Source organism: Nocardiopsis algeriensis, from assembly GCF_014203695.1.
GTDB lineage: Bacteria > Actinomycetota > Actinomycetes > Streptosporangiales > Streptosporangiaceae > Nocardiopsis > Nocardiopsis algeriensis.
In genome coordinates, this window is sequence record NZ_JACHJO010000005.1 from 154,402 (window position 1) to 171,841 (window position 17,440).

Genomic DNA, 17,440 nt, shown 5'->3' on the forward strand with positions numbered 1-17,440 from the left:
TGCGGGCCCGGCGCGGAAGACCGCGCCGGGCCCGCACGCGTGTTCAGCCCTCCCGGCGCGGAACGGGGTGGACCGGGTGGTCGCGCAGCTCGTCGGGCAGGACGTCCTGGGGGGCGTTCTGCCAGGCCATCGGGCGCAGGAAGCGCCGGATCGCGGTGGTGCCCACGGAGGTGTGCAGGGCGTTGGTGGTGGCGGGCCAGGGTCCGCCGTGGTGCATCGCGCCGGTGACGGCCACACCGGTGGGGTAGCCGTCGTAGACGATGCGTCCGGTGCGCGTCCACAGGGTGTCCTGCAGGCGCGCCCGGAGCTCGCCCTCGTCGGGCTCGGAGAAGACCGACGCGGCCAGGGAGGGCGGCAGGTCGCGCAGCAGGCGGTGCAGCTCGTCGGGTCCGTCGTAGAAGACGACCAGGGCCGTGGGGCCGAAGCACTCCTGTACCTGGTGCGGGTCCAGGGAGGAGGCCTCCGCGGCCAGGAGCCGGACGGGGACCGACCAGCCGGAGCCGTCGGCGGGCAGCCCCTGGGCGAGCAGGCGGGTGCCCGACCCCTCGCGGGAGCCTTCGCCGTAGGCGTCGCGGATGGAGGCGGCCAGCAGTGTCTGGGCGGGCAGGTCCGCCACGCGCTCGGCCATGGCCTGGGCCAGGTCGCGGCCGGCCCGGTCGGCGGGCAGCAGGATCAGGCCGGGTTTGGTGCAGAACTGCCCGGCGCCCTGGGTGAAGGAGGCGACCGCGCCCTCGGCGATCTGCTCGGTGCGGGCCCGTGCGGCGCCGGGGGTGACCGCCAGCGGGTTGACGCTGCCCAGTTCACCGTAGAAGGGGATGGGGTCGGGCCGGGAACAGGCCAGGTCGAACAGGGCCCGTCCGCCGCGGGTGGAGCCGGTGAAGGCGGCGGCGCGGATGGAGTGGTGGCGCACCAGGGCGGTGCCTGCCTCCATTCCGTGCACGAGGCCGAGGGTGCCCTCGGGCGCGCCCGCGTCGCGGGCCGCCCGCTCGATCAGGGTGAAGGCGCGTTCGGAGGTGGCCGGGTGGGCGGGGTGGGCCTTGACCACGACGGGGCAGCCCGCGGCCAGGGCGGAGGCGGTGTCGCCTCCGGGGACGGAGAAGGCCAGGGGAAAGTTGCTCGCGCCGAAGACGGCCACCGGTCCCAGGGGCAGCAGCATGCGCCGCACGTCCGGGCGCGGTCCCATGGGGGTGTCGGCGGGCCGGTCGACGGCGGCCTCCAGGTAGGCGCCCTTGCGCACATGGGCGGCGAAGGCCCGGAACTGGTGGGCGGTGCGGGTGAGTTCGCCGTCGAGGCGGGTCCGCCCCAGGGCGCTCTCGCGGTCGGCGAGGGGGACCAGGCCGGGGCGGTCCTCCTCCAGTGCCTGGGCGACGGCCTCGAGCATCCCGGCCCGCCACAGGCGGTCCCGGGCGGCCAGCTCGGGGGCGGCCTGGGCGGCGGCCCGGCAGATGCGGTCCACCTCGCTGTCGGCGGTGTGGGGTGCGACCGTCTCCACGACTTCTCCGGTGCGTGGGTCCGTGCTGGTGGCCTCGGCCATGGAAGGTCCTCTCTGACGAAGGTGGGCGGGGCTCAGCGGGCCAGGTCCAGGCCGGTGGCGATCAGGGCGCGGGCCTGGTCCAGGTGCTCGGGGTCGGGGTCGGCCAGCGGAGGGCGGGCCGGCCCCACGTCGTGGCCGAGCTCCTGGGCGCGGGAGCGGGCCGCGGCCTTGATCAGGGACACCGCGTATCCGACGCCCTTCTCACGCAGTCGTACCCAGGGGACGTAGAAGTCGTTCAGGAAGCGGTCGACGGTACCGGTGTCACCGGCGGTGAGGGCGCGGAAGAAGGCGTGGGAGATCTCGGGGGCGACGGCGTGGACGGCCGAGGAGTAGGCGGCCACCCCGGTGGCGGCGTAGGCGCGTGCCTGGAGTTCGGCTGTGGGCACGCCGTTGAAGAACAGGAAGTCGTCGGGGGCGGCCAGGACCAGGCGCTGCATGTTGTCGAGGTCGCCGTGGCCGTCCTTGAGGCCGATGACGTTGGGGATGCGGGCGATCTCGGCGAGGGCCTCGGGGGTGTGGGAGACCTGGTCGCGCTGGTAGGCGATCAGGGGCAGGGGTGTGGCGGCAGCCACGCGTCGGGTGTGTTCGACCAGGCCCTGCTGGGGCCCCTTGGCCAGGTAGGGGGGCAGGAGGAGGAGGGCGTCGGCCCCGGCGCGCTGGGCGGAGCGGGCGAATTCGGCGGCCAGAGCGGTGCCGTGTCCGGTTCCGGCGACGACGGGCAGGCGTCCGTCGGCCAGTCGTACCGCGGTGGCGACCGCGGTCTCGTGTTCGGCGGGGTCGAGGGAGAAGAACTCTCCGGTGCCGCAGGCGACGAAGAGCGCTCCGGGGTCGGCGGCCAGCTGGTGTTCGAGGTGGGCCTCCAGGGCGGCCTGGTTCAGGGAGCCGTCGTCGTCGAAGGGGGTGAGGGGGAAGGCCAGGACGGCGCGGGCCATGCCCTGGGCGAGGCGCTGCGCGGTCTCGCGGACGTGTGCGGGGCGGTCGACGGGGGGAACAGACACGTTTTGTCTCCGTATGTAGACAGCTTTTTCATATGCAAACAGAGGCTATGCTTGTGGACGCCGGGGAGTCAACAGGTGCCCGCCGCGGATAGACTCCGCTGGCACACGGACCACGCGAGAGGAGACCGGGACGTACGTGGACGGCGAACCGAGAGAGGGCGTACGCGAGGTCAAGTCGGCCGCCCGCACGGTCGAACTGCTCGAACTCCTGAGCGACCTGGAGGAGGCCGCCACCCTGCGCACCCTCTCCCAGCGCATGGGCGTGCCCCGCAGCAGCCTCTACGCCCTGCTCCAGACCCTGGTCGGCCGCGGCTGGGTGCACACCGACCCCACCGGAACCCTGTACTCCCTGGGCATCCGCGCCCTGCTCACCGGCACCGGCTACATCGACGCCGACCCGCGCGCCGCAGCGGCGCGGCCCCACCTGGACGCCCTGTCCGAGCGCACCGGCGAGACCCTGCACCTGGCCCGCCTGGACGGCTCCGACGTCGTCTACCTGGCCACCCGCGAATCACGCCACTACCTGCGCCCCTTCAGCCGGGTGGGCCGGCGCCTGCCCGCCCATGCCACCGCCCTGGGCAAGGCACTGCTGGCCGAGCGCACCGACGCCCAGGTCGACGCACTGCTCCCGGAGAAGCTGCAGGCCCTGACCGAGGCCACCATCACCACTCGCGAGGAGCTCTTCGCCGACCTGGCGCGCGTGCGCGAGCGCGGCTATGCCACCGAGGACGGCGAGAACGTCGAGGGCGTGCGCTGCCTGGCGGTGGCCCTGCGCTACGACCGCCCCGCCGTGGACGTCATCAGCTGCTCGGTCCCCTCGGCCCGCTACAGCGACGCCCTGGCCGCCGACGCCGTGGACGCGCTCATGGAGGCACGCACCCTCCTGGAGAGAGGCTTGTGACCGGCCCCGATCAGCCGCCCACGTGGCGCAGCACCGCCAGCACCCGGCGGCTGTAACCGGAGGCCGGCTCCAGGCCGAGCTTGTCGAAGATGGCGTTGACGTGCTTTTCCACCGCGCTCACCGACACGTGCAGCCGCGCGGCGATCGAGGCGTTGCCCCAGCCCTGGGCCATCTGCTCCAGCACGTCGCGCTCGCGCGGGGTGAGCCGGGCCAACGGGTCGGCCGCCGCTGCCAGGAGTTTGCGTATCACCTCCGGGTCGAAGGCCGCCCCTCCCCCGCGCACCCGCTCCAGGGCGTCGAGGAACTCCCCTACCTCCGACACCCGGTCCTTGAGCAGGTAGCCCACGCCGCCCGGCGAACCCGCCAGCAGTTCGGCGGCATGGCGCCGCTCCACGTACTGCGACAGCACCAGCACCGCCACGGCCGGGTGCTCGGCGCGGATGCGCAGCGCCGCACGCAGGCCCTCGTCGGTGTGGGTGGGCGGCATGCGCACGTCCACCACAGCGGCGTCGGGTGCCAGGCGCACCACCTCCTCCAGCAGGGCGTCGGCGTCGCCGACCGCGGCCACCACCTCGTGCCCCTCCTCCTCCAGCAGCCGGATCAGGCCCTCGCGCAGCAGGACCGAGTCGTCGGCGATCACCAGGCGCATGCTTCTCCTCTTCTCCGCGAAGGACGTCAGGGCAGCGGGAGGACGGCTCGTACCGTGGTCGGTCCGCCCTCGGGGCTGTCCACCGACAGTGTGCCGTCCAGCGCCCTGATCCGGCGTCCCAGTCCCGTCAGCCCGCCGCCGTCGGGATCGGCTCCGCCGCGGCCGTCGTCGAGAACCCGCAGCTCCAGGCCATGGCCGAGGTCGTCCAGGTGCACGACGACACTGCCGGCGCGGGCGTGCTTGACGGCGTTGGTGATGGCCTCGCGGGCGGTGAAGTACACGGCGGCGGCCTGGGCCCGGGGAGGCGGGGCCGACAGGCGCACGCGCACCTCGACCGGCAGCGGACTGCGCTGGGCCACCTCGGTCAGGGCCGCCTCCAGCCCCGACGTGTCCAGAGCAGCGGGATAGACCTGCCAGGCCACCTCGCGCAGCTCGTCCAGCAGTAAGCGCGTCTCGGCATGGGCCTCGTCGACCAGGCGGGCCGCGCGACGGGGGTCGCTGCCGCGCCGGGCCCGGCCCAGCAGCATCGCCAGGGCCACCACGCGCTGCTGGACGCCGTCGTGCAGGTCGCGTTCGATCCTGCGCCGCTCCTCGTCGACGGCCTGCACGACCTCGGCGCGGGTCAGGGTCAGCTCGTCGATGCGCCGGGCCAGCAGGTCCTCGCGGCTGGGACCCACCAGGCGCCGGGCCAGCGCCCGGTCGGAGGCTGCTGCGGCTGCCGCCGCCAGAGCGGTGGCGGCCAGTGTGCCCACTCCCATGAACAGGCCCACGCTGATACTGGAGATGTGCATCTGCGCGCCGGGCATGGGGACGGGGACCGTGGTGCCGGTCCCGGTGGCGGCCTCCAGTGCGGCCCCGCCGAGGAAGACGCCCACCAGCAGTACGGCGGTCGGTGCCAGACAGCCGCACAGCAGCGCCACGGGGATCCGCAGCAGCAGGTAGGCCACCCGGGGGCCCGTCTCGGCCCGGGGCCGGACGGGGCAGTCGCACCACCGGGCGAGCCGGGCCAGGTCCGCATCGCACAGGCGCCGCGCCCACCGGGACAGGATCGCGGTGATCCGGTGGCGCGTGCGGGGGGCGAGGGGGGAAAGGGCCAGGGCGGCGGTTGCGGCGACCGCCCAGGCCAGTGTGAGCAGGGCGGTGAGGACGCCCAGTCCCACCCCCACCAGCTCGCGTCCGGCCCGCACCAGGGGGGCGGCCACCGCGCGGGCCCAGGCTCCGGGGCCCTCCGCCGTCGGTTCCTGCACTGCCACCTTCCTCTCTGGAGTCACGGCGCACCAGGACCGCGGTCCTGCGGCCGGACATCCCCGCGCCCGGCCAAGAAGTACCACTGCCCCGGCTGCGGGCGGCATCCGGGCGAACAGGTGCAGGCCCACCTCGCCATCCGGCACGGCGAGCATCACCGGCGGTCCCGGGATCGGTACGGACACCGCGATCGGGGAGGCCGCGTCGGCAGCGGCCCGGCACGCGTACAGCGTTCCACGGCCCTCCTCAGGTCCGTCACGGTGTTCGGGCCGTTCCGGAGTCCGGGCGGCGGTAGCCTCGAATCGTTGCCTGCCAGGAGGTGTGTGGTGTCCGACAGCTGGACCGCGATCGACTTCGAGACCGCCAACGCCGACCGCGGCAGTGCCTGCTCGGTCGGCCTGGTGCGGGTGCGCGACGGTGTCGTCGTGGACCGCTACAGCACGCTGGTCCGCCCGCCGGCCCAGGCGGACTTCTTCTCCCGGCACAACATCGCCGTCCACGGCATCACCCCGGACGACGTCGCCGACGCGCCCCGCTGGGAGCGGGTGTACGCCGACATCGTCGAGTTCGCCGAGGACGATCCTCTGGTGGCCCACAACGCCGCGTTCGACATAGGGGTGCTGAACCAGGCCTGCCGCTATGCGGGGCTGGCCCGCTCGGCGCGCGACTACGCGTGCACGCTGGCCCTGTCGCGCCGTACCTGGGCGGATCTGTCCGACCACCGGCTGCCCACGGTGTGCGCCCACATCGGCCACGAACTCGCCGGACACCACCGCGCCGATGTCGACGCCGAGGCCGCCGCGCGCATCGCGATCGCGGCCATGGAACGCCACGGGACCGCCTCGCTGGCCGACCTGTCCCGTCTGTCGGGCGCGGGGCTGCGCAGGTTGGAGGAGGCCTCCCCGGGCCCGGTCCCCGTCGCGGCCGCGGCGCCCCGGCAGGGCGGGGACCGCTTCGCGCGCTGGCAGCGGGCCGCGCAGGCACCTCTGCCCGAGCCCGCGGCGGACGCCGACCCCTCCGGGCCCCTCTACGGCAGGGTCGTGTGCGTCTCGGGTGACCTGGAGACGATGGACAAGCCCGAGGCGTGGCGGCGCGTGGCCGAGGCGGGCGGCATCGCGGCCAAGAACGTCACCAGGAAGACCGATGTCCTGGTGGTGGGCGGCCACGACGGGCCGGGCAAGACCTCCAAGCACCTGCAGGCCGAGGCCTATGCGGCGCGCGGCCAGCGCATCGACTTCGTCACCGAGGCCGACCTGCTGGTCATGCTGGGCATGACCTTCTGAGCGCGGCGCAGGGCCGCCCGCGTTCCCGGTGCGGTCGCGGACGGCCCTGCGGGTACCGGGCTACTTGGGGAAGCGCAGGATCGCGCCGCTGTCGGAACTGGTGCTGCCGTGGTCCAGGACCTCGGAGAAGGCGGCGTCGGTCATCACCGCCGAGCGCAGCATCAGCGCGCTGGCCGGTGCCTTGAACGCCTTGTCCGCGGCGATCAGCTCCTCGGGCTTCTTCGCCACGAGTACCGGTTCGTCGGGCGAGCCCCACAGTTCGGGCTCACCGTCCTGCTCGGCGCCCAGGAGCAGGGTCTGCACCCTGGCCTCCGACAGCATCGGCAGGGTGGGCTCGGTACCGCGCACGGCCTGGTCGTTGGCGAGCTTCTGCTGGAAGTCGTCCAGGAGCTTGTCGTGGCGTTCGACGACGAAGTCGCGCAGGGCCTCGGCCGCGGCCTGGTGCAGGCGCTCCTGGGCGTCGGGGCCGCCGCGGCCGCCGGGCACCAGCTGGATGGGGATGGAGAGCTTGCGTTCGCCCAGGTTCTCGCGCAGGTGGGCGATGGCTCCCTCGTCGCCTCCGACGAAGATGATCTCGGCGTCGACCTCGGCCACGGCCTCGCGCGCGATCTGGGCGATGCGGGCGGTGTTCTCGCGCCAGGTCTCCTCGGGGAAGTGCTTGCCGTCGAAACGGCCGTTGTAACCGCTGAGGACACCGGGGCCGCCTCGGCCCATGGGGTCGAGGTTGCGAAGGTCGTCTCCGGTGAAGTCCTGTTCGTAGGTCGGATCGATGGAGGGGTGGCCGGGGTAGGCGAACACCTTCGCGTTGACCCGGTCCAGTGCCACCAGCACATAGGGCAGGTAGCGGCCGCGGTCGATGGCCAGAGGCAGCGGGTCGGGAACCGGCAGCCAGCGGGCCCGGTCCTGGCGGGGCGGTTCGCTCAGGGTGTGCAGGCCCAGCAGCCGGCCCTGTGAGGCGAACAGGGAGTGGCCGTGCGGGCCGTGGGCCCGGGAGGTGCCGTCCTTGACGGCCTCCTCGAGCACGTCCAGGGTGGCCTTGTCGGTGCCCAGGTCGGAGAGTTCGTCGCGCAGGTGCCTCCAGCGCAGTTCGATCTTCTTGGCCGCGTCCGTGGTGTCACGGCTGGTGTCGATGTGAACCGAGGCCACCGGGGCGCCGGACTCGTACAGAGGTCGAAGGAAAGCCAGGTCCATGTGTCCGCGGGACGCGGTCTCCCCGTCCCGCCCACCCCCTTCTCATGTGTTGGTCCGCGGGCCGTCGCAGGGCCTCTACCCAGGCCCGGTCAGGGCAGACACGGTCCTCGACCAAGGATTCTTGCCCGGCGCGGGGCGGGCCGGACACTGCGGGGACGGGTCAGGTGCGGCGGCTGCGGGCGCGCGAGCTCTCCAGGAAGCGGCGCAGCACCTCGTTGAACCTCTCGGGGCGTTCCAGGTTGGGCAGGTGCCCGGCGCCCTCGATGATCTCCACGACCGAGTCGGGGACGCGCACGTGCATGGCCTCGGTGAAGTCGGGAGGGGTGAAGCGGTCCTCCTGTCCGACCACCAGCAGGGTGGGGGCGGAGATGCACCGGAGCAGGGGCACGTAGTCGGGTCTGCGGGCCCGGCCCAGCAGTGCGGCGGCCGCTCCCTCGGGTGGTGCGGTGTACATCATCGTGCGTACGTGGTCGGCGACGCGGGGCATGGAGCGCACGTTGGCCGCGGTCATCATGCCCACGAGGTGGGAGTCGGCATAGCCGCGCATGCCTTGGGAGCGCAGGTGCTCGGCGGTGGCGCTGCGCCTGGCCCGGCCCTGCTCGGTCTCGGCATGGGGGTTGGTGGCCACCAGGGCGAGGGAGTCGACGCGGTCGGGGAAGAGCCGGCACAGCTCCAGTGCGATCTGGCCGCCCATCGACAGGCCCACCACGCCCGCGGTGTCCACGCCCAGGTGGTCCAGGAGCCCGGCCAGGTCGCGGGCGAAGGAGTCCAGGTGGGTGGTGCCGGGCACGACCGTGCTGTGTCCGTAGCCGCGCAGGTCGGGGACGATCGTCCTGTAACCGCGTCCGGCCAGTGCACGTACCTGGGGTTCCCACATGGTGCGGTCGAAGGGGTGGCCGTGGATGAACAGGACCGGGTAACCCGCGCCCTGGTCGGTGTAGTGGAGGTCCACGCCCCGCACAGAGGCAATGCCCGACCCGTCACCTTTCAAAGAGTTCGTCTGCTGTGCCACAAGAACTGATGCTATGTGGCCACGCAAGGGTGTCCGTCCCCGGACATGGCCGTCCGGAGGGAAGGCGAGGACCGGGCCGCAGGCGGTCCCTCGGCGCCTGCGGCCCGTGCGCGCCGTGACCCGCCGTCCTCGGGCACGGTGCACCGGAGCGGACGTGAGAACCGCCACGGGCCGCCGGGTGGTGTGCACCTGGCTGCAGGAGGAGACGCCTGCGGCGGCTGTCCGGTTCAGATTCTGCTGACACCGGACCCGGGGGGCAACTCCGCTCCCACGGGAGCGCGGAGAGCCGGACGATCGCCCGCGCCCGCCTTTTCAGGACGCGCGCACCGCCCCAGAGCGTGTCTACGGCGCTCCGGCACGGACCCGTGCCTACTCTTCCCGAGGGACGGACCCGCACCGGCCTGCGAGGTAGCGGAACGTCATCGTCTCGACACCCGAAGGAGTCGGGAGCGTGCTCCCGCCCGCCGACCGGACACAGCGACCGCGACAGGAGACCGCGCATGCCGGGCGCCCCCCGCCACCCGCACACCTCCCCCACCGCCACCCGCCGCCAGGTCGTCGTCGGCGGGGCCCTCGCCCTGGGCGCCGCCGCACTGAGCCTCCCCCTGCATGCGGGGCCGGCCCGCGCCTTCGCCGCCGCGGGCGATCCCTTCACCCTGGGAGTCGCCTCCGGCGACCCCCACCACGACAGTGTCGTCCTGTGGACGCGCCTGGCCCCCGACCCGCTGGCCGAGGACGGGAGAGGCGGCATGCCCGACCGGTCCGTGCCCGTCCAGTGGCAGGTCTCCGAGAGGGAGGACTTCGGCCGCGTCAACGCCTCGGGCACCGCGGAGGCCGTGCCCGGGTCCGCCCATGCGGTGCACGCGGTGGCGCGCGGCCTGCGTCCGGGGGCGCACTACCACTACCGGTTCCGGGTCGGCAGCCACATCAGCCCGGTGGGCCGTACCAGGACCGCTCCCCTGCCCGGCGCCCGCAACAACCGCTTCGCCTTCGCCTTCGCCAGCTGCCAGAGCTACCTCAACGGCCACTACACCGCCCACGCCCACCTGGCCCGGGAGGACCTGGACCTGGTCGCGTTCCTGGGCGACTACATCTACGAGAGCGGCGCGGCGGGCGCCATCGGGCGCCCGCACATCCCCTCCCGGGAGGTCCACACCCTGGCCGAGTACCGCGTCCGCCACGCCCAGTACAAGAGCGACCAGGACCTGCAGGCCGCCCATGCGGCCTTCCCGTGGGCGGTGATCTTCGACGACCACGAGCTCGACAACAACTGGGCCGGCGAGCACCCCGAGGACGACCAGCCCCACGAGGCGTTCATGCGGCGTCGCGCCGCCGCCCTCAAGGCCTACTACGAGCACATGCCGCTGCGTCCGGCCCAGGCGCCCCAGGGGCCGTACATACACCTGTACCGGCGCCTGCGCTTCGGCACCCTTCTGGACATGCACCTGCTCGACACCCGCCAGTACCGCGACGACCAGGTCGACGACGCATCGCGCCGGGACCCCTCGCGTACCCTGCTGGGGCCTGTGCAGAAGCAGTGGCTCAAGGAAGGGCTCTCCTCCTCCCGCGCGCGGTGGAACGTCCTGGCCCAGCAGGTGTTCTTCTCCCAGCGCGACTTCCTGGCCGGGGAGGGCACCGACTTCAGCAACGACGCCTGGGACAACTACGCGGTGGAGCGTGACGAGATCCGCGACCACCTGGCCGGGGTGCGCAACCCCGTGGTGATCACCGGCGACGTGCACGCCAACTACGTGTGCGACGTCAAAGCCGACTTCGACGACCCCGCCTCGGCCACGGTCGCCACCGAGCTGGTGGGCACCTCGATCACCAGCGGCGGCAACGGCTCCGAGAACGCCCCCGGCGACGACGTCCAACTGGCGGAGAACCCGCACATCAGGTTCGTCAATCGCAGGCGCGGCTACGTGCGCAACACCGTCACCCCCACCGAGTGGACGGCCGACTACCGCATCGTCGACCACGTGGACCGCCCGGGCGCACCCGTGCGCGACCGGGCCCGGTTCGTCGTCGGCGACGGCGTACCCGGCGTGCGCTCCCAGGACCGACCCGACCAGGAGCGTCAGAAGGTGTAGCGGAGAACCCGCATGACGCTCCGGGTCGAGGGCCACCGGGACAGTGCGCGGTAGATGTCGCGGTGCGGACCCTCGGGGAGCAGCGCGTGGTCGCCGGCCACCTCGTACTCCTGGACCAGTCGCACGCCGGGGCACCAGCGCTCGGGCAGCAGGGAGTCCTCCATGGTGTGCAGTTCCCAGCGGAAGGTGAGTGCCAGGCGCCCGGCCCAGGAGGAGACGATGTCGAAGACGATCTCCCCACCCGCCGTGGCCTGGGAGGTGACGTGCTCCAGGAACCTGCGGAGATCGTCCACGCGCACGAACTCGGCCACGCTCTCGGCCACCGCCAGGACCGGTGTGTCGGCGGGCAGGCGCGCCAGCCAGTCGGCATCGGCCAGGGAGCCGGGGACCAGTTGGTAGCGGTCGGGCTCGGGCAGCAGTCCCCGGCGCAGCTCCACCACGGCGGGCAGGTCGACGTCGAACCAGTGTCCGCGCCGGGGAGCGCCCACTCGCAGTGCCCGCGAGTCCAGACCGCAGCCCATGTGCACGACGGTGCCCTCGGGGTTGCGGGAGCTCCACTCGCGCACCCAGGAGTCGATCTTGCGCGCCCTGAGCAGGGTGAGGTAGCGGTCGACGGAGGCGCCCCGCAGATCACGGAGGTCGACCTCCAACCGGTCGAAGGTGTCGACGGCCCACACGTCCCCCAGGAGGGGGTCGGGGTCACGGAAGTCCAGGACCCGCTGGTAGAGGGTCCACAGCAGGCTCCGCTCCACCTTGGAGAGGTTGACCGGCCTGCGCTGTGCCAGGTGGGTGTCCATCGGCCGTCTCCCGTTCGTCGGCGTGTGGAGAGGTGACTACCCACTGCGCGACCCGGGCATCAGGGACTCCGGACGCCGGACATGAGGCCCCCGGGCCCGGTCTCGTCAGGACCGGGAAGCCGGCAGCCCCCTGCCGTCGGTGCTGATCCACAGGGCCTCGGCCGCCACCAGGCCCAGTGACCGGTCCCGGGCGGGGACGTCCTCACCGCTGCTCACCTGGATCCGGAGCGATCCGGCATAGGGCTGGCGCTCGACCACCCGCACGCTCATACCGATGCCGATCTCGATGTCGGACAGGTAGCGCAGCAGTTCGGGGTCGGTGTCGTTGACCCGCACGATGACGCCGCCGGCACCTTCCTCGGCCTCCGACAGGAGCACCGACTCCTGCGGGGGGATGTGTCCGTCACGGGTGGGGATGGGGTCTCCGTGCGGGTCGACCACGGGGTCTCCCAGGTGGGCGGCGATGCGTTCCACGAACTTGTCCGAAACCACGTGCTCGAGGATCTCGGCCTCGTCGTGCACCTCGTCCCAGGAGTAGCCGAGCGCGTCGACGAGGTAGGTCTCCAGCAGCCGGTGGCGGCGCAGCACCGACAGGGCCACCCGTGTCCCGGCCTCGGTGAGGGCGACCGATCCGTAGCGCTTGTGCTCCACGAGCCCTTGGGCGCTGAGTTTGCGCAACATTCCCGACACGGAGGAGTTGGACACCGCCAGCCGCTCGGCCATGCCCGAGATGGTGACCGGTCCGGTGCCGCGCTCCTGGAGGTCGTAGACGACCTTCACGTAGTCCTCCACCGACGTGGACGGACGTGCCAGGGTGTTGTCCATGTCCATAACCGTATCGCGGACCGTCCACAAGCCACCACGCGCGCATCTCTCCTGTGCCCGGGGACGGACGCCGCGCGCGCGTGGAGGGGTGGGAACCGCCAGGGGCGCCGCGCTTCAGCAGAGGTGGCGCAGGAGGCCGGGGTCGAGCGGGTAGGGCTCCTCCCGAGGCAGCAAGCGGATCCTGGCCTGCGCCGGTGCGGGCGGGCAACCGGTTTTCAGCGGCCTCTGGCGGGAACCGCCGCCTTGAGCAGCATCTCCTCGTACTCGTCCTGCGGATCGGAGTCCAGCACGATCGCGCCGCCCGCGCCGATGACCAGTTCCTCGCCCGTGCGCACCGCGGTGCGGATGACCACGCTCAGGTCGGCGGTGCCCGAACGGGACAGGTAACCCAGCGCACCCGAGTACACACCGCGCGCCGAGTGCTCCAGGGAGTCGATGATCTCCATGGTGCGCAGTTTGGGCGCGCCGGTCATCGACCCGCCCGGGAAGCAGGCGCGCACCGCGTCCAGGACCGACACCTGCGGACGCAGTACCCCGCGCACGGTGGAGACGAGCTGGTGCACGGTGGCGTAGGACTCGGTGTACATGAATGCGGGCACCTGGACCGTGCCCACCCGGCACACCCGGCCCAGGTCGTTGCGCAGCAGGTCGACGATCATGAGATTCTCGGCGCGGGTCTTGGACCCGGTGCGCAGTTCGCGGACGGCACGTGCGTCGGCCGCAGGGTCGCTGTGGCGGGGAGCTGTGCCCTTGATGGGGCGGCTCTCGGCACGGCGGTCCGGGTCCACGCGCAGGAATCGCTCGGGTGAGGCGCTCATGACGCTCATCGGTCCCAGGCGCAGGAAGGCCGCGTAGGGGGCAGGGCTCGCGGCGCGCATGCGCCGGTAGAAGTCCAGGTCGTCGCCGCTGCGGGGCAGCCGCAGGCGGTTGGTCAGGCAGATCTCGTAGCTCTCCCCCGCCGCCAGGTGGGCCAGGCACTCCTTGACGTCGGCGGTGTAGTCCTGGGGTGACCGCTCCAGCAGGCCGGTCAGGTCCAGGGGTGCGGCCGCGGGCGCCGGTGCGGGCAGGGGCCGCAGGTCGCGGAGGGCGGCGAGCGTGTCCTCCAGCCAGGTGTCGGCGTCGGGGAGGTCGTCGGCGCACACGGCGTAGGTGCGTCCCTGGCGGTGGTCGACGGCGATGAAGCGGTCGCAGCGCATCCACACGGCGTCGGGGGTGGAGGCGGTGTGGGGGCCGGCGGGGGCGCCGCAGTCGGCCTTGAGCTCGTAGCCGAAGTAGCCCACGTATCCGCCGGCGAAGTCGAAGGGCAGGTCGCTGCGGGGGGCGGCGGGGGGCAGGCGGCGTTCGAGGGCGTCGAAGACGGTGCCGGGTTCGTCGTGCTCGCGGCCGCCGGGTGCCCGTACGCGTACGGGGCCGCCGACGCGGTAGGTGAGGATCTCGCCGGTGGGTGCGCCCAGGAAGGAGAAGCGGGCACTGCCCTGGGGGCGGGAGCTGTCGAGCCAGAACGCGTACTCCTCGTCCCGGTACAGGCGGGCGAAGGCGGCCTCGGTGTCCACGGCGAAGGGCAGTGTGCGGGAGCGCAGGGTCAGGGGGGCGGTCCGCCGTGCCCGGGCGGGGGCGGCGGGTGGCAGGGGGGCCGCGGCGCGGACGCGGGGTCGGGCCAGGTCCAGGAAGTTGGCGACCAGGTCGGCGCCGTGCTCACCGGCGACGGACTCGGGGTGGAACTGCACCCCCCAGCGAGGCAGCTGCCGGTGGGCCAGGGCCATGACGACGCCGTCCTCGGCCCAGGCGGTCGCCTCCAGCCGCGGGGGCAGGGGCCGGGCCACGGCCAGGGAGTGGTAGCGCACGGCGGTGAAGTCCTGGGGGATGCGGGCGAAGAGGCCCTCGCCGCTGTGGCGGACGCGGGTCAGGTGGCCGTGGCGGGGTTGGGGAGCCGAGACCACGTCGGCTCCGGCCAGGTGGGCGATGGCCTGGTGGCCCAGGCACACGCCCAGTACGGGCAGGCGGGCGCGCTCCAGCAGGCCGGGGAGCAGGCCCACGTCGCGCGGGTTCTGGGGGCGGCCGGGGCCGGGTGAGACGACGACGGCGTCGAGGAGGGAGAGGTCGAGGCCGCGCAGGCGCTGGTCGTCGTTGGCGAGCACCAGGGGTTCTGCCCCGGCGACCTCGGCGATGAGCTGGAAGAGGTTGAAGGTGTACGAGTCGTGGTTGTCCACGAGGAGGATGCGCATCCCGCCCCTTTCCGCCCGAACGCGACATCCCAGGTTACGGCGGACGGTGCGGGCCGCGGTCACGGGGTGTACGGCGCGAAGAGGTGTCCCGGGCGGAACGCCCCCTTCCGCTCCGTTCGGCGGGGAGGTAGACAAGGGGGCGTGGAGCGCTCGTCGGGCACAGCGGGGTGGAGACCATGAGCTTCTTTCTGAGCACGATCGTCATCCTCACCATGGTGGCGGTGGGCGTGTACCTGGTGGTGACCGTCTCTGCGGCCTCCCAGGCCTCCGGGGGCAGGCTCCGCGGCCGGCAGGCGCAGCCCCCGGCCCTGGACCCGGCCCAGGAGGAGCTGCGGCTGCGCTATGCACGCGGCGAGATCGACCGGGAGGAGTTCCTCCAGCGCAAGATCGACCTGGAGGACTGAGAGGGGTGCCGCGTCAGCGGCTCCAGTCCGACATCTCCTCCAGGGTCTTGCCCTTGGTCTCGCGCACGAACCTCCACACGAAGAGGAACGACAGGAGGGCGAAGAACGTGTAGATCATGTAGGTCCCGGTCAGGTTCCAGTCGCTGAGGCCGGGGAAGGTCACCGTGATCAGCCAGTTGGCCAGCCACTGGGTGGCGGTGGCCACCGCCATGGCGGCCGCGCGGATACGCAGCGGGAACATCTCACCCAGCAGCACCCACACCACGACACCCCACGACAGGGCGAAGAACAGTACGAACGCACTCGCGCCCACCAGGGCCGTCGCGCCCCAGTTGAAGGCCAGGCTCACGTCGCCGTCCTGGACCCGGGCGTGGCTGAAGGCGTAGGCGGTCACGGCCAGGGACACCGTCATGCCGGCCGAGCCCGTCAGCAGCAGGGGTTTGCGGCCCAGGCGGTCCACCAGCATGATCGCGATGACGGTGCCCACGATGTTGACGATCGAGGTGAACAGGCTCAGCAGCAGGGAGGCGGACTCCTCCACACCCACCGACTGCCACAGGGTGCTGGAGTAGTAGAAGATGACGTTGATACCCACGAGCTGCTGGAACGCGGACAGGGCCATGCCGATCCACACGATGGGCAGCAGGCCGTAGCGGCCCGTGATGTCCCTCATGCGCGGCTGTTCCTCGCTGCCCAGGGCCCGGCGGATCTCGTCGATGCGCTGGTCGATCCTCCGCTCGCCTCCGCCCTCCACGTCGGCCAGGATCTCGCGGGCCCGGTCGGCCCTGCCCACCCGCACCAGGTAGCGGGGCGATTCGGGGATGAGCAGGCTCAGCATCAGGTAGACCAGGGCGGGCACGACCTCGGCGCCCAGCATCCACTGCCAGGCCTGGAGGGGGCCGATCGTGTTCTCGGCACTGCCGTCGGCGATCTGGGCGATGCCGTAGTTGACCAGCTGGGAGGCGGCGATGCCCAACACGATGGCCAGCTGCTGGAGCGAACCCAGGCGCCCCCGGTAGGAGGCCGGGGACACCTCGGCGATGTAGGTCGGCGCGATGACCGAGGCCAGGCCGATGGCGGCTCCGCCCAGGATGCGCCAGAACGTCAGGTCCCACACGGTGAAGGGCAGGGCGGAGCCGATGGCGCTGATGGCGAAGAGCACGCCGGCGATCTGCATGACCCGGATGCGCCCGAGCCGGTCGGCCAGCGAACCGGCTGCTGCCGCACCGACCACGCAGCCGAGCAGGGCCGAGGCGATCGTGAATCCCAGGACCGCCGCGTTCACGTCGAACCTGTTCTCGATGGCTCCGACGGCGCCGTTGATCACCGCGCTGTCGTAGCCGAAGAGGAAGCCGCCCATGGCCGCGGCCATGGCGATCATCGTCACGTGGACGATGTTGGCCTCTCCCTCCGGAGCACCTCTGCTGTGACTGGCCTGGCTCACGCGTGTCCCCCCGGCGAAGTGATCGACGTTCGTTTCCAGGGTGACCACGGTCATGACAGCTAGTCACGGACAAAACGCCCACAGTCCCAAAGATGTTCGCTTTTTGGCTCACAGCAGGCCGTGTCTGTACCTCCGGACCTCAGGGCTCGTCATCGGTGACCAGTTCCAGGGTCTCGCGCAACTGCTCGTGCGCGGCCTGGACGCTGCGTCGCAGGGAGCGCAGGTAGAAGCGCTCCAGGCGCTGTTTCTGCTGGGGACTCAGGGAGGTACGGCGTATCTCCTCCACACCCTGGGTGAGGATCTGCAGGATGTCGGCGCCGGGGGCGGCGGTCCGGTCGCCGTCCCGGCGCGGGGCTAACGGGCTCTCGCTGCTCTGCCGGCGGTGCAGCAGCATGGCGGCGTCGGGGCGTCCGGAGTCCTGGAGCTCGTCGGCTCCTATGCCCAGGGCCTGGGCGAGGGCGACCAGGGTCTCGGCGCGCGCACTGGTGCGCGCGCCGGTCTTGGTGCGGCCGTGCTCGATCTCCCGGATGCGTTTGCCGCTGAGCCGGGCGCCGTTCTCCCTCAGCAGGCGCTCCAACTGTTCGGGGCTCATCTTGAGGGCGAGTCTGCGACAGCGGAGCAGGGTTGCCTCGGGTGGGGGCGCCGCATCGGTGGGCTCGTCGCGCATACCGCTGCCTCTCCTTTTTCTCTTTCGAATCTCGCAAAGGCTCGCAGCCCCTGCAAAGGTTAACACCTCCATGACCTGTACTACCAAAGTCCTGAATTAGTACATATAACGTTCGCTATGTTGAAGAAAGTTCAGAGAAAGTCTTGCACTTCGTTCACACCTGTTGCTAGGTTCA

At 72.2% G+C, this 17,440-nt stretch carries 15 protein-coding genes; 4 read left to right on the forward strand and 11 right to left on the reverse strand.

From position 1 onward, the window contains the following. Positions 1-43 precede the first annotated feature (43 nt). Both FHS13_RS09390 and FHS13_RS09395 read right to left on the reverse strand, forming a co-directional pair. Positions 44-1,534 (reverse strand): aldehyde dehydrogenase (NADP(+)), encoded by a 1,491-nt coding sequence (locus FHS13_RS09390; protein WP_184290524.1) that lies wholly within the window; start codon positions 1,532-1,534, stop codon positions 44-46. A 32-nt stretch (positions 1,535-1,566) separates the two neighbouring features. Beyond that, positions 1,567-2,532, reverse strand: coding sequence for a 5-dehydro-4-deoxyglucarate dehydratase (locus tag FHS13_RS09395; RefSeq protein WP_343064967.1), 966 nt, complete (start codon positions 2,530-2,532; stop codon positions 1,567-1,569). A 136-nt stretch (positions 2,533-2,668) separates the two neighbouring features. Here FHS13_RS09395 and FHS13_RS21860 point away from each other — a divergent pair, with 136 nt between their 5' ends. Then, positions 2,669-3,433, forward strand: coding sequence for an IclR family transcriptional regulator domain-containing protein (locus FHS13_RS21860; RefSeq protein WP_184290526.1), 765 nt, complete (start codon positions 2,669-2,671; stop codon positions 3,431-3,433). A 10-nt stretch (positions 3,434-3,443) separates the two neighbouring features. Here FHS13_RS21860 and FHS13_RS09405 read toward each other — a convergent pair whose 3' ends face one another. After that, positions 3,444-4,082 carry a response regulator transcription factor gene (locus tag FHS13_RS09405; RefSeq protein ID WP_184290528.1) on the reverse strand — a complete coding sequence of 213 codons (639 nt, stop codon included), beginning with the start codon at positions 4,080-4,082 and terminating at the stop codon, positions 3,444-3,446. Positions 4,083-4,108: 26 nt separating this feature from the next. Next, on the reverse strand, positions 4,109-5,329 hold the full coding sequence (locus tag FHS13_RS09410; protein WP_343064968.1) for a sensor histidine kinase: 1,221 nt from the start codon (positions 5,327-5,329) through the stop codon (positions 4,109-4,111). Positions 5,330-5,653: 324 nt separating this feature from the next. Between FHS13_RS09410 and FHS13_RS09415 the strand changes: the two genes are divergently transcribed. Further along, positions 5,654-6,610, forward strand: coding sequence for an exonuclease domain-containing protein (locus FHS13_RS09415; RefSeq protein ID WP_184290530.1), 957 nt, complete (start codon positions 5,654-5,656; stop codon positions 6,608-6,610). A gap of 60 nt (positions 6,611-6,670) precedes the next feature. Here FHS13_RS09415 and FHS13_RS09420 read toward each other — a convergent pair whose 3' ends face one another. Together FHS13_RS09420 and FHS13_RS09425 are read right to left on the reverse strand one after the other, a co-directional pair. After that, positions 6,671-7,801 (reverse strand): baeRF2 domain-containing protein, encoded by a 1,131-nt coding sequence (locus FHS13_RS09420; RefSeq protein ID WP_184290532.1) that lies wholly within the window; start codon positions 7,799-7,801, stop codon positions 6,671-6,673. 160 nt (positions 7,802-7,961) lie between these two features. Next, the gene (locus tag FHS13_RS09425) at positions 7,962-8,762 is read right to left on the reverse strand and encodes an alpha/beta fold hydrolase (RefSeq protein WP_184290975.1); all 801 of its coding nucleotides are present in this window, start codon (positions 8,760-8,762) and stop codon (positions 7,962-7,964) included. A gap of 551 nt (positions 8,763-9,313) precedes the next feature. On the opposite strand from FHS13_RS09425, the gene FHS13_RS09430 reads away from it, so the two are divergent. Next, positions 9,314-10,903 (forward strand): alkaline phosphatase D family protein, encoded by a 1,590-nt coding sequence (locus tag FHS13_RS09430; protein ID WP_184290534.1) that lies wholly within the window; start codon positions 9,314-9,316, stop codon positions 10,901-10,903. Here FHS13_RS09430 and FHS13_RS09435 read toward each other — a convergent pair. The 3 genes from FHS13_RS09435 to pabB all read right to left on the reverse strand — a co-directional run bounded on the left by FHS13_RS09435 (position 10,891) and on the right by pabB (position 14,750). Then, positions 10,891-11,700: a class I SAM-dependent methyltransferase gene (locus tag FHS13_RS09435; protein WP_184290536.1), complete on the reverse strand. Its 810-nt coding sequence runs from the start codon at positions 11,698-11,700 to the stop codon at positions 10,891-10,893. The two genes, FHS13_RS09430 and FHS13_RS09435, sit on opposite strands and share 13 nt — an antisense overlap. Positions 11,701-11,805: 105 nt before the next feature. Further along, a complete protein-coding gene (locus FHS13_RS09440; RefSeq protein ID WP_184290537.1) occupies positions 11,806-12,525 on the reverse strand; it encodes a metal-dependent transcriptional regulator in 720 nt (239 codons plus the stop codon). 215 nt (positions 12,526-12,740) lie between these two features. After that, positions 12,741-14,750, reverse strand: coding sequence for an aminodeoxychorismate synthase component I (gene pabB / locus FHS13_RS09445; RefSeq protein ID WP_184290539.1), 2,010 nt, complete (start codon positions 14,748-14,750; stop codon positions 12,741-12,743). 176 nt (positions 14,751-14,926) lie between these two features. Between pabB and FHS13_RS09450 the strand changes: the two genes are divergently transcribed. Further along, positions 14,927-15,154 (forward strand): SHOCT domain-containing protein, encoded by a 228-nt coding sequence (locus FHS13_RS09450; RefSeq protein WP_184290541.1) that lies wholly within the window; start codon positions 14,927-14,929, stop codon positions 15,152-15,154. A 13-nt stretch (positions 15,155-15,167) separates the two neighbouring features. Here FHS13_RS09450 and FHS13_RS09455 read toward each other — a convergent pair whose 3' ends face one another. Both FHS13_RS09455 and FHS13_RS09460 read right to left on the reverse strand, forming a co-directional pair. Then, positions 15,168-16,652: a sugar porter family MFS transporter gene (locus FHS13_RS09455; RefSeq protein WP_184290543.1), complete on the reverse strand. Its 1,485-nt coding sequence runs from the start codon at positions 16,650-16,652 to the stop codon at positions 15,168-15,170. Positions 16,653-16,737: 85 nt separating this feature from the next. After that, a complete protein-coding gene (locus tag FHS13_RS09460) occupies positions 16,738-17,265 on the reverse strand; it encodes a hypothetical protein (protein ID WP_184290545.1) in 528 nt (175 codons plus the stop codon). Positions 17,266-17,440: the final 175 nt, after the last annotated feature.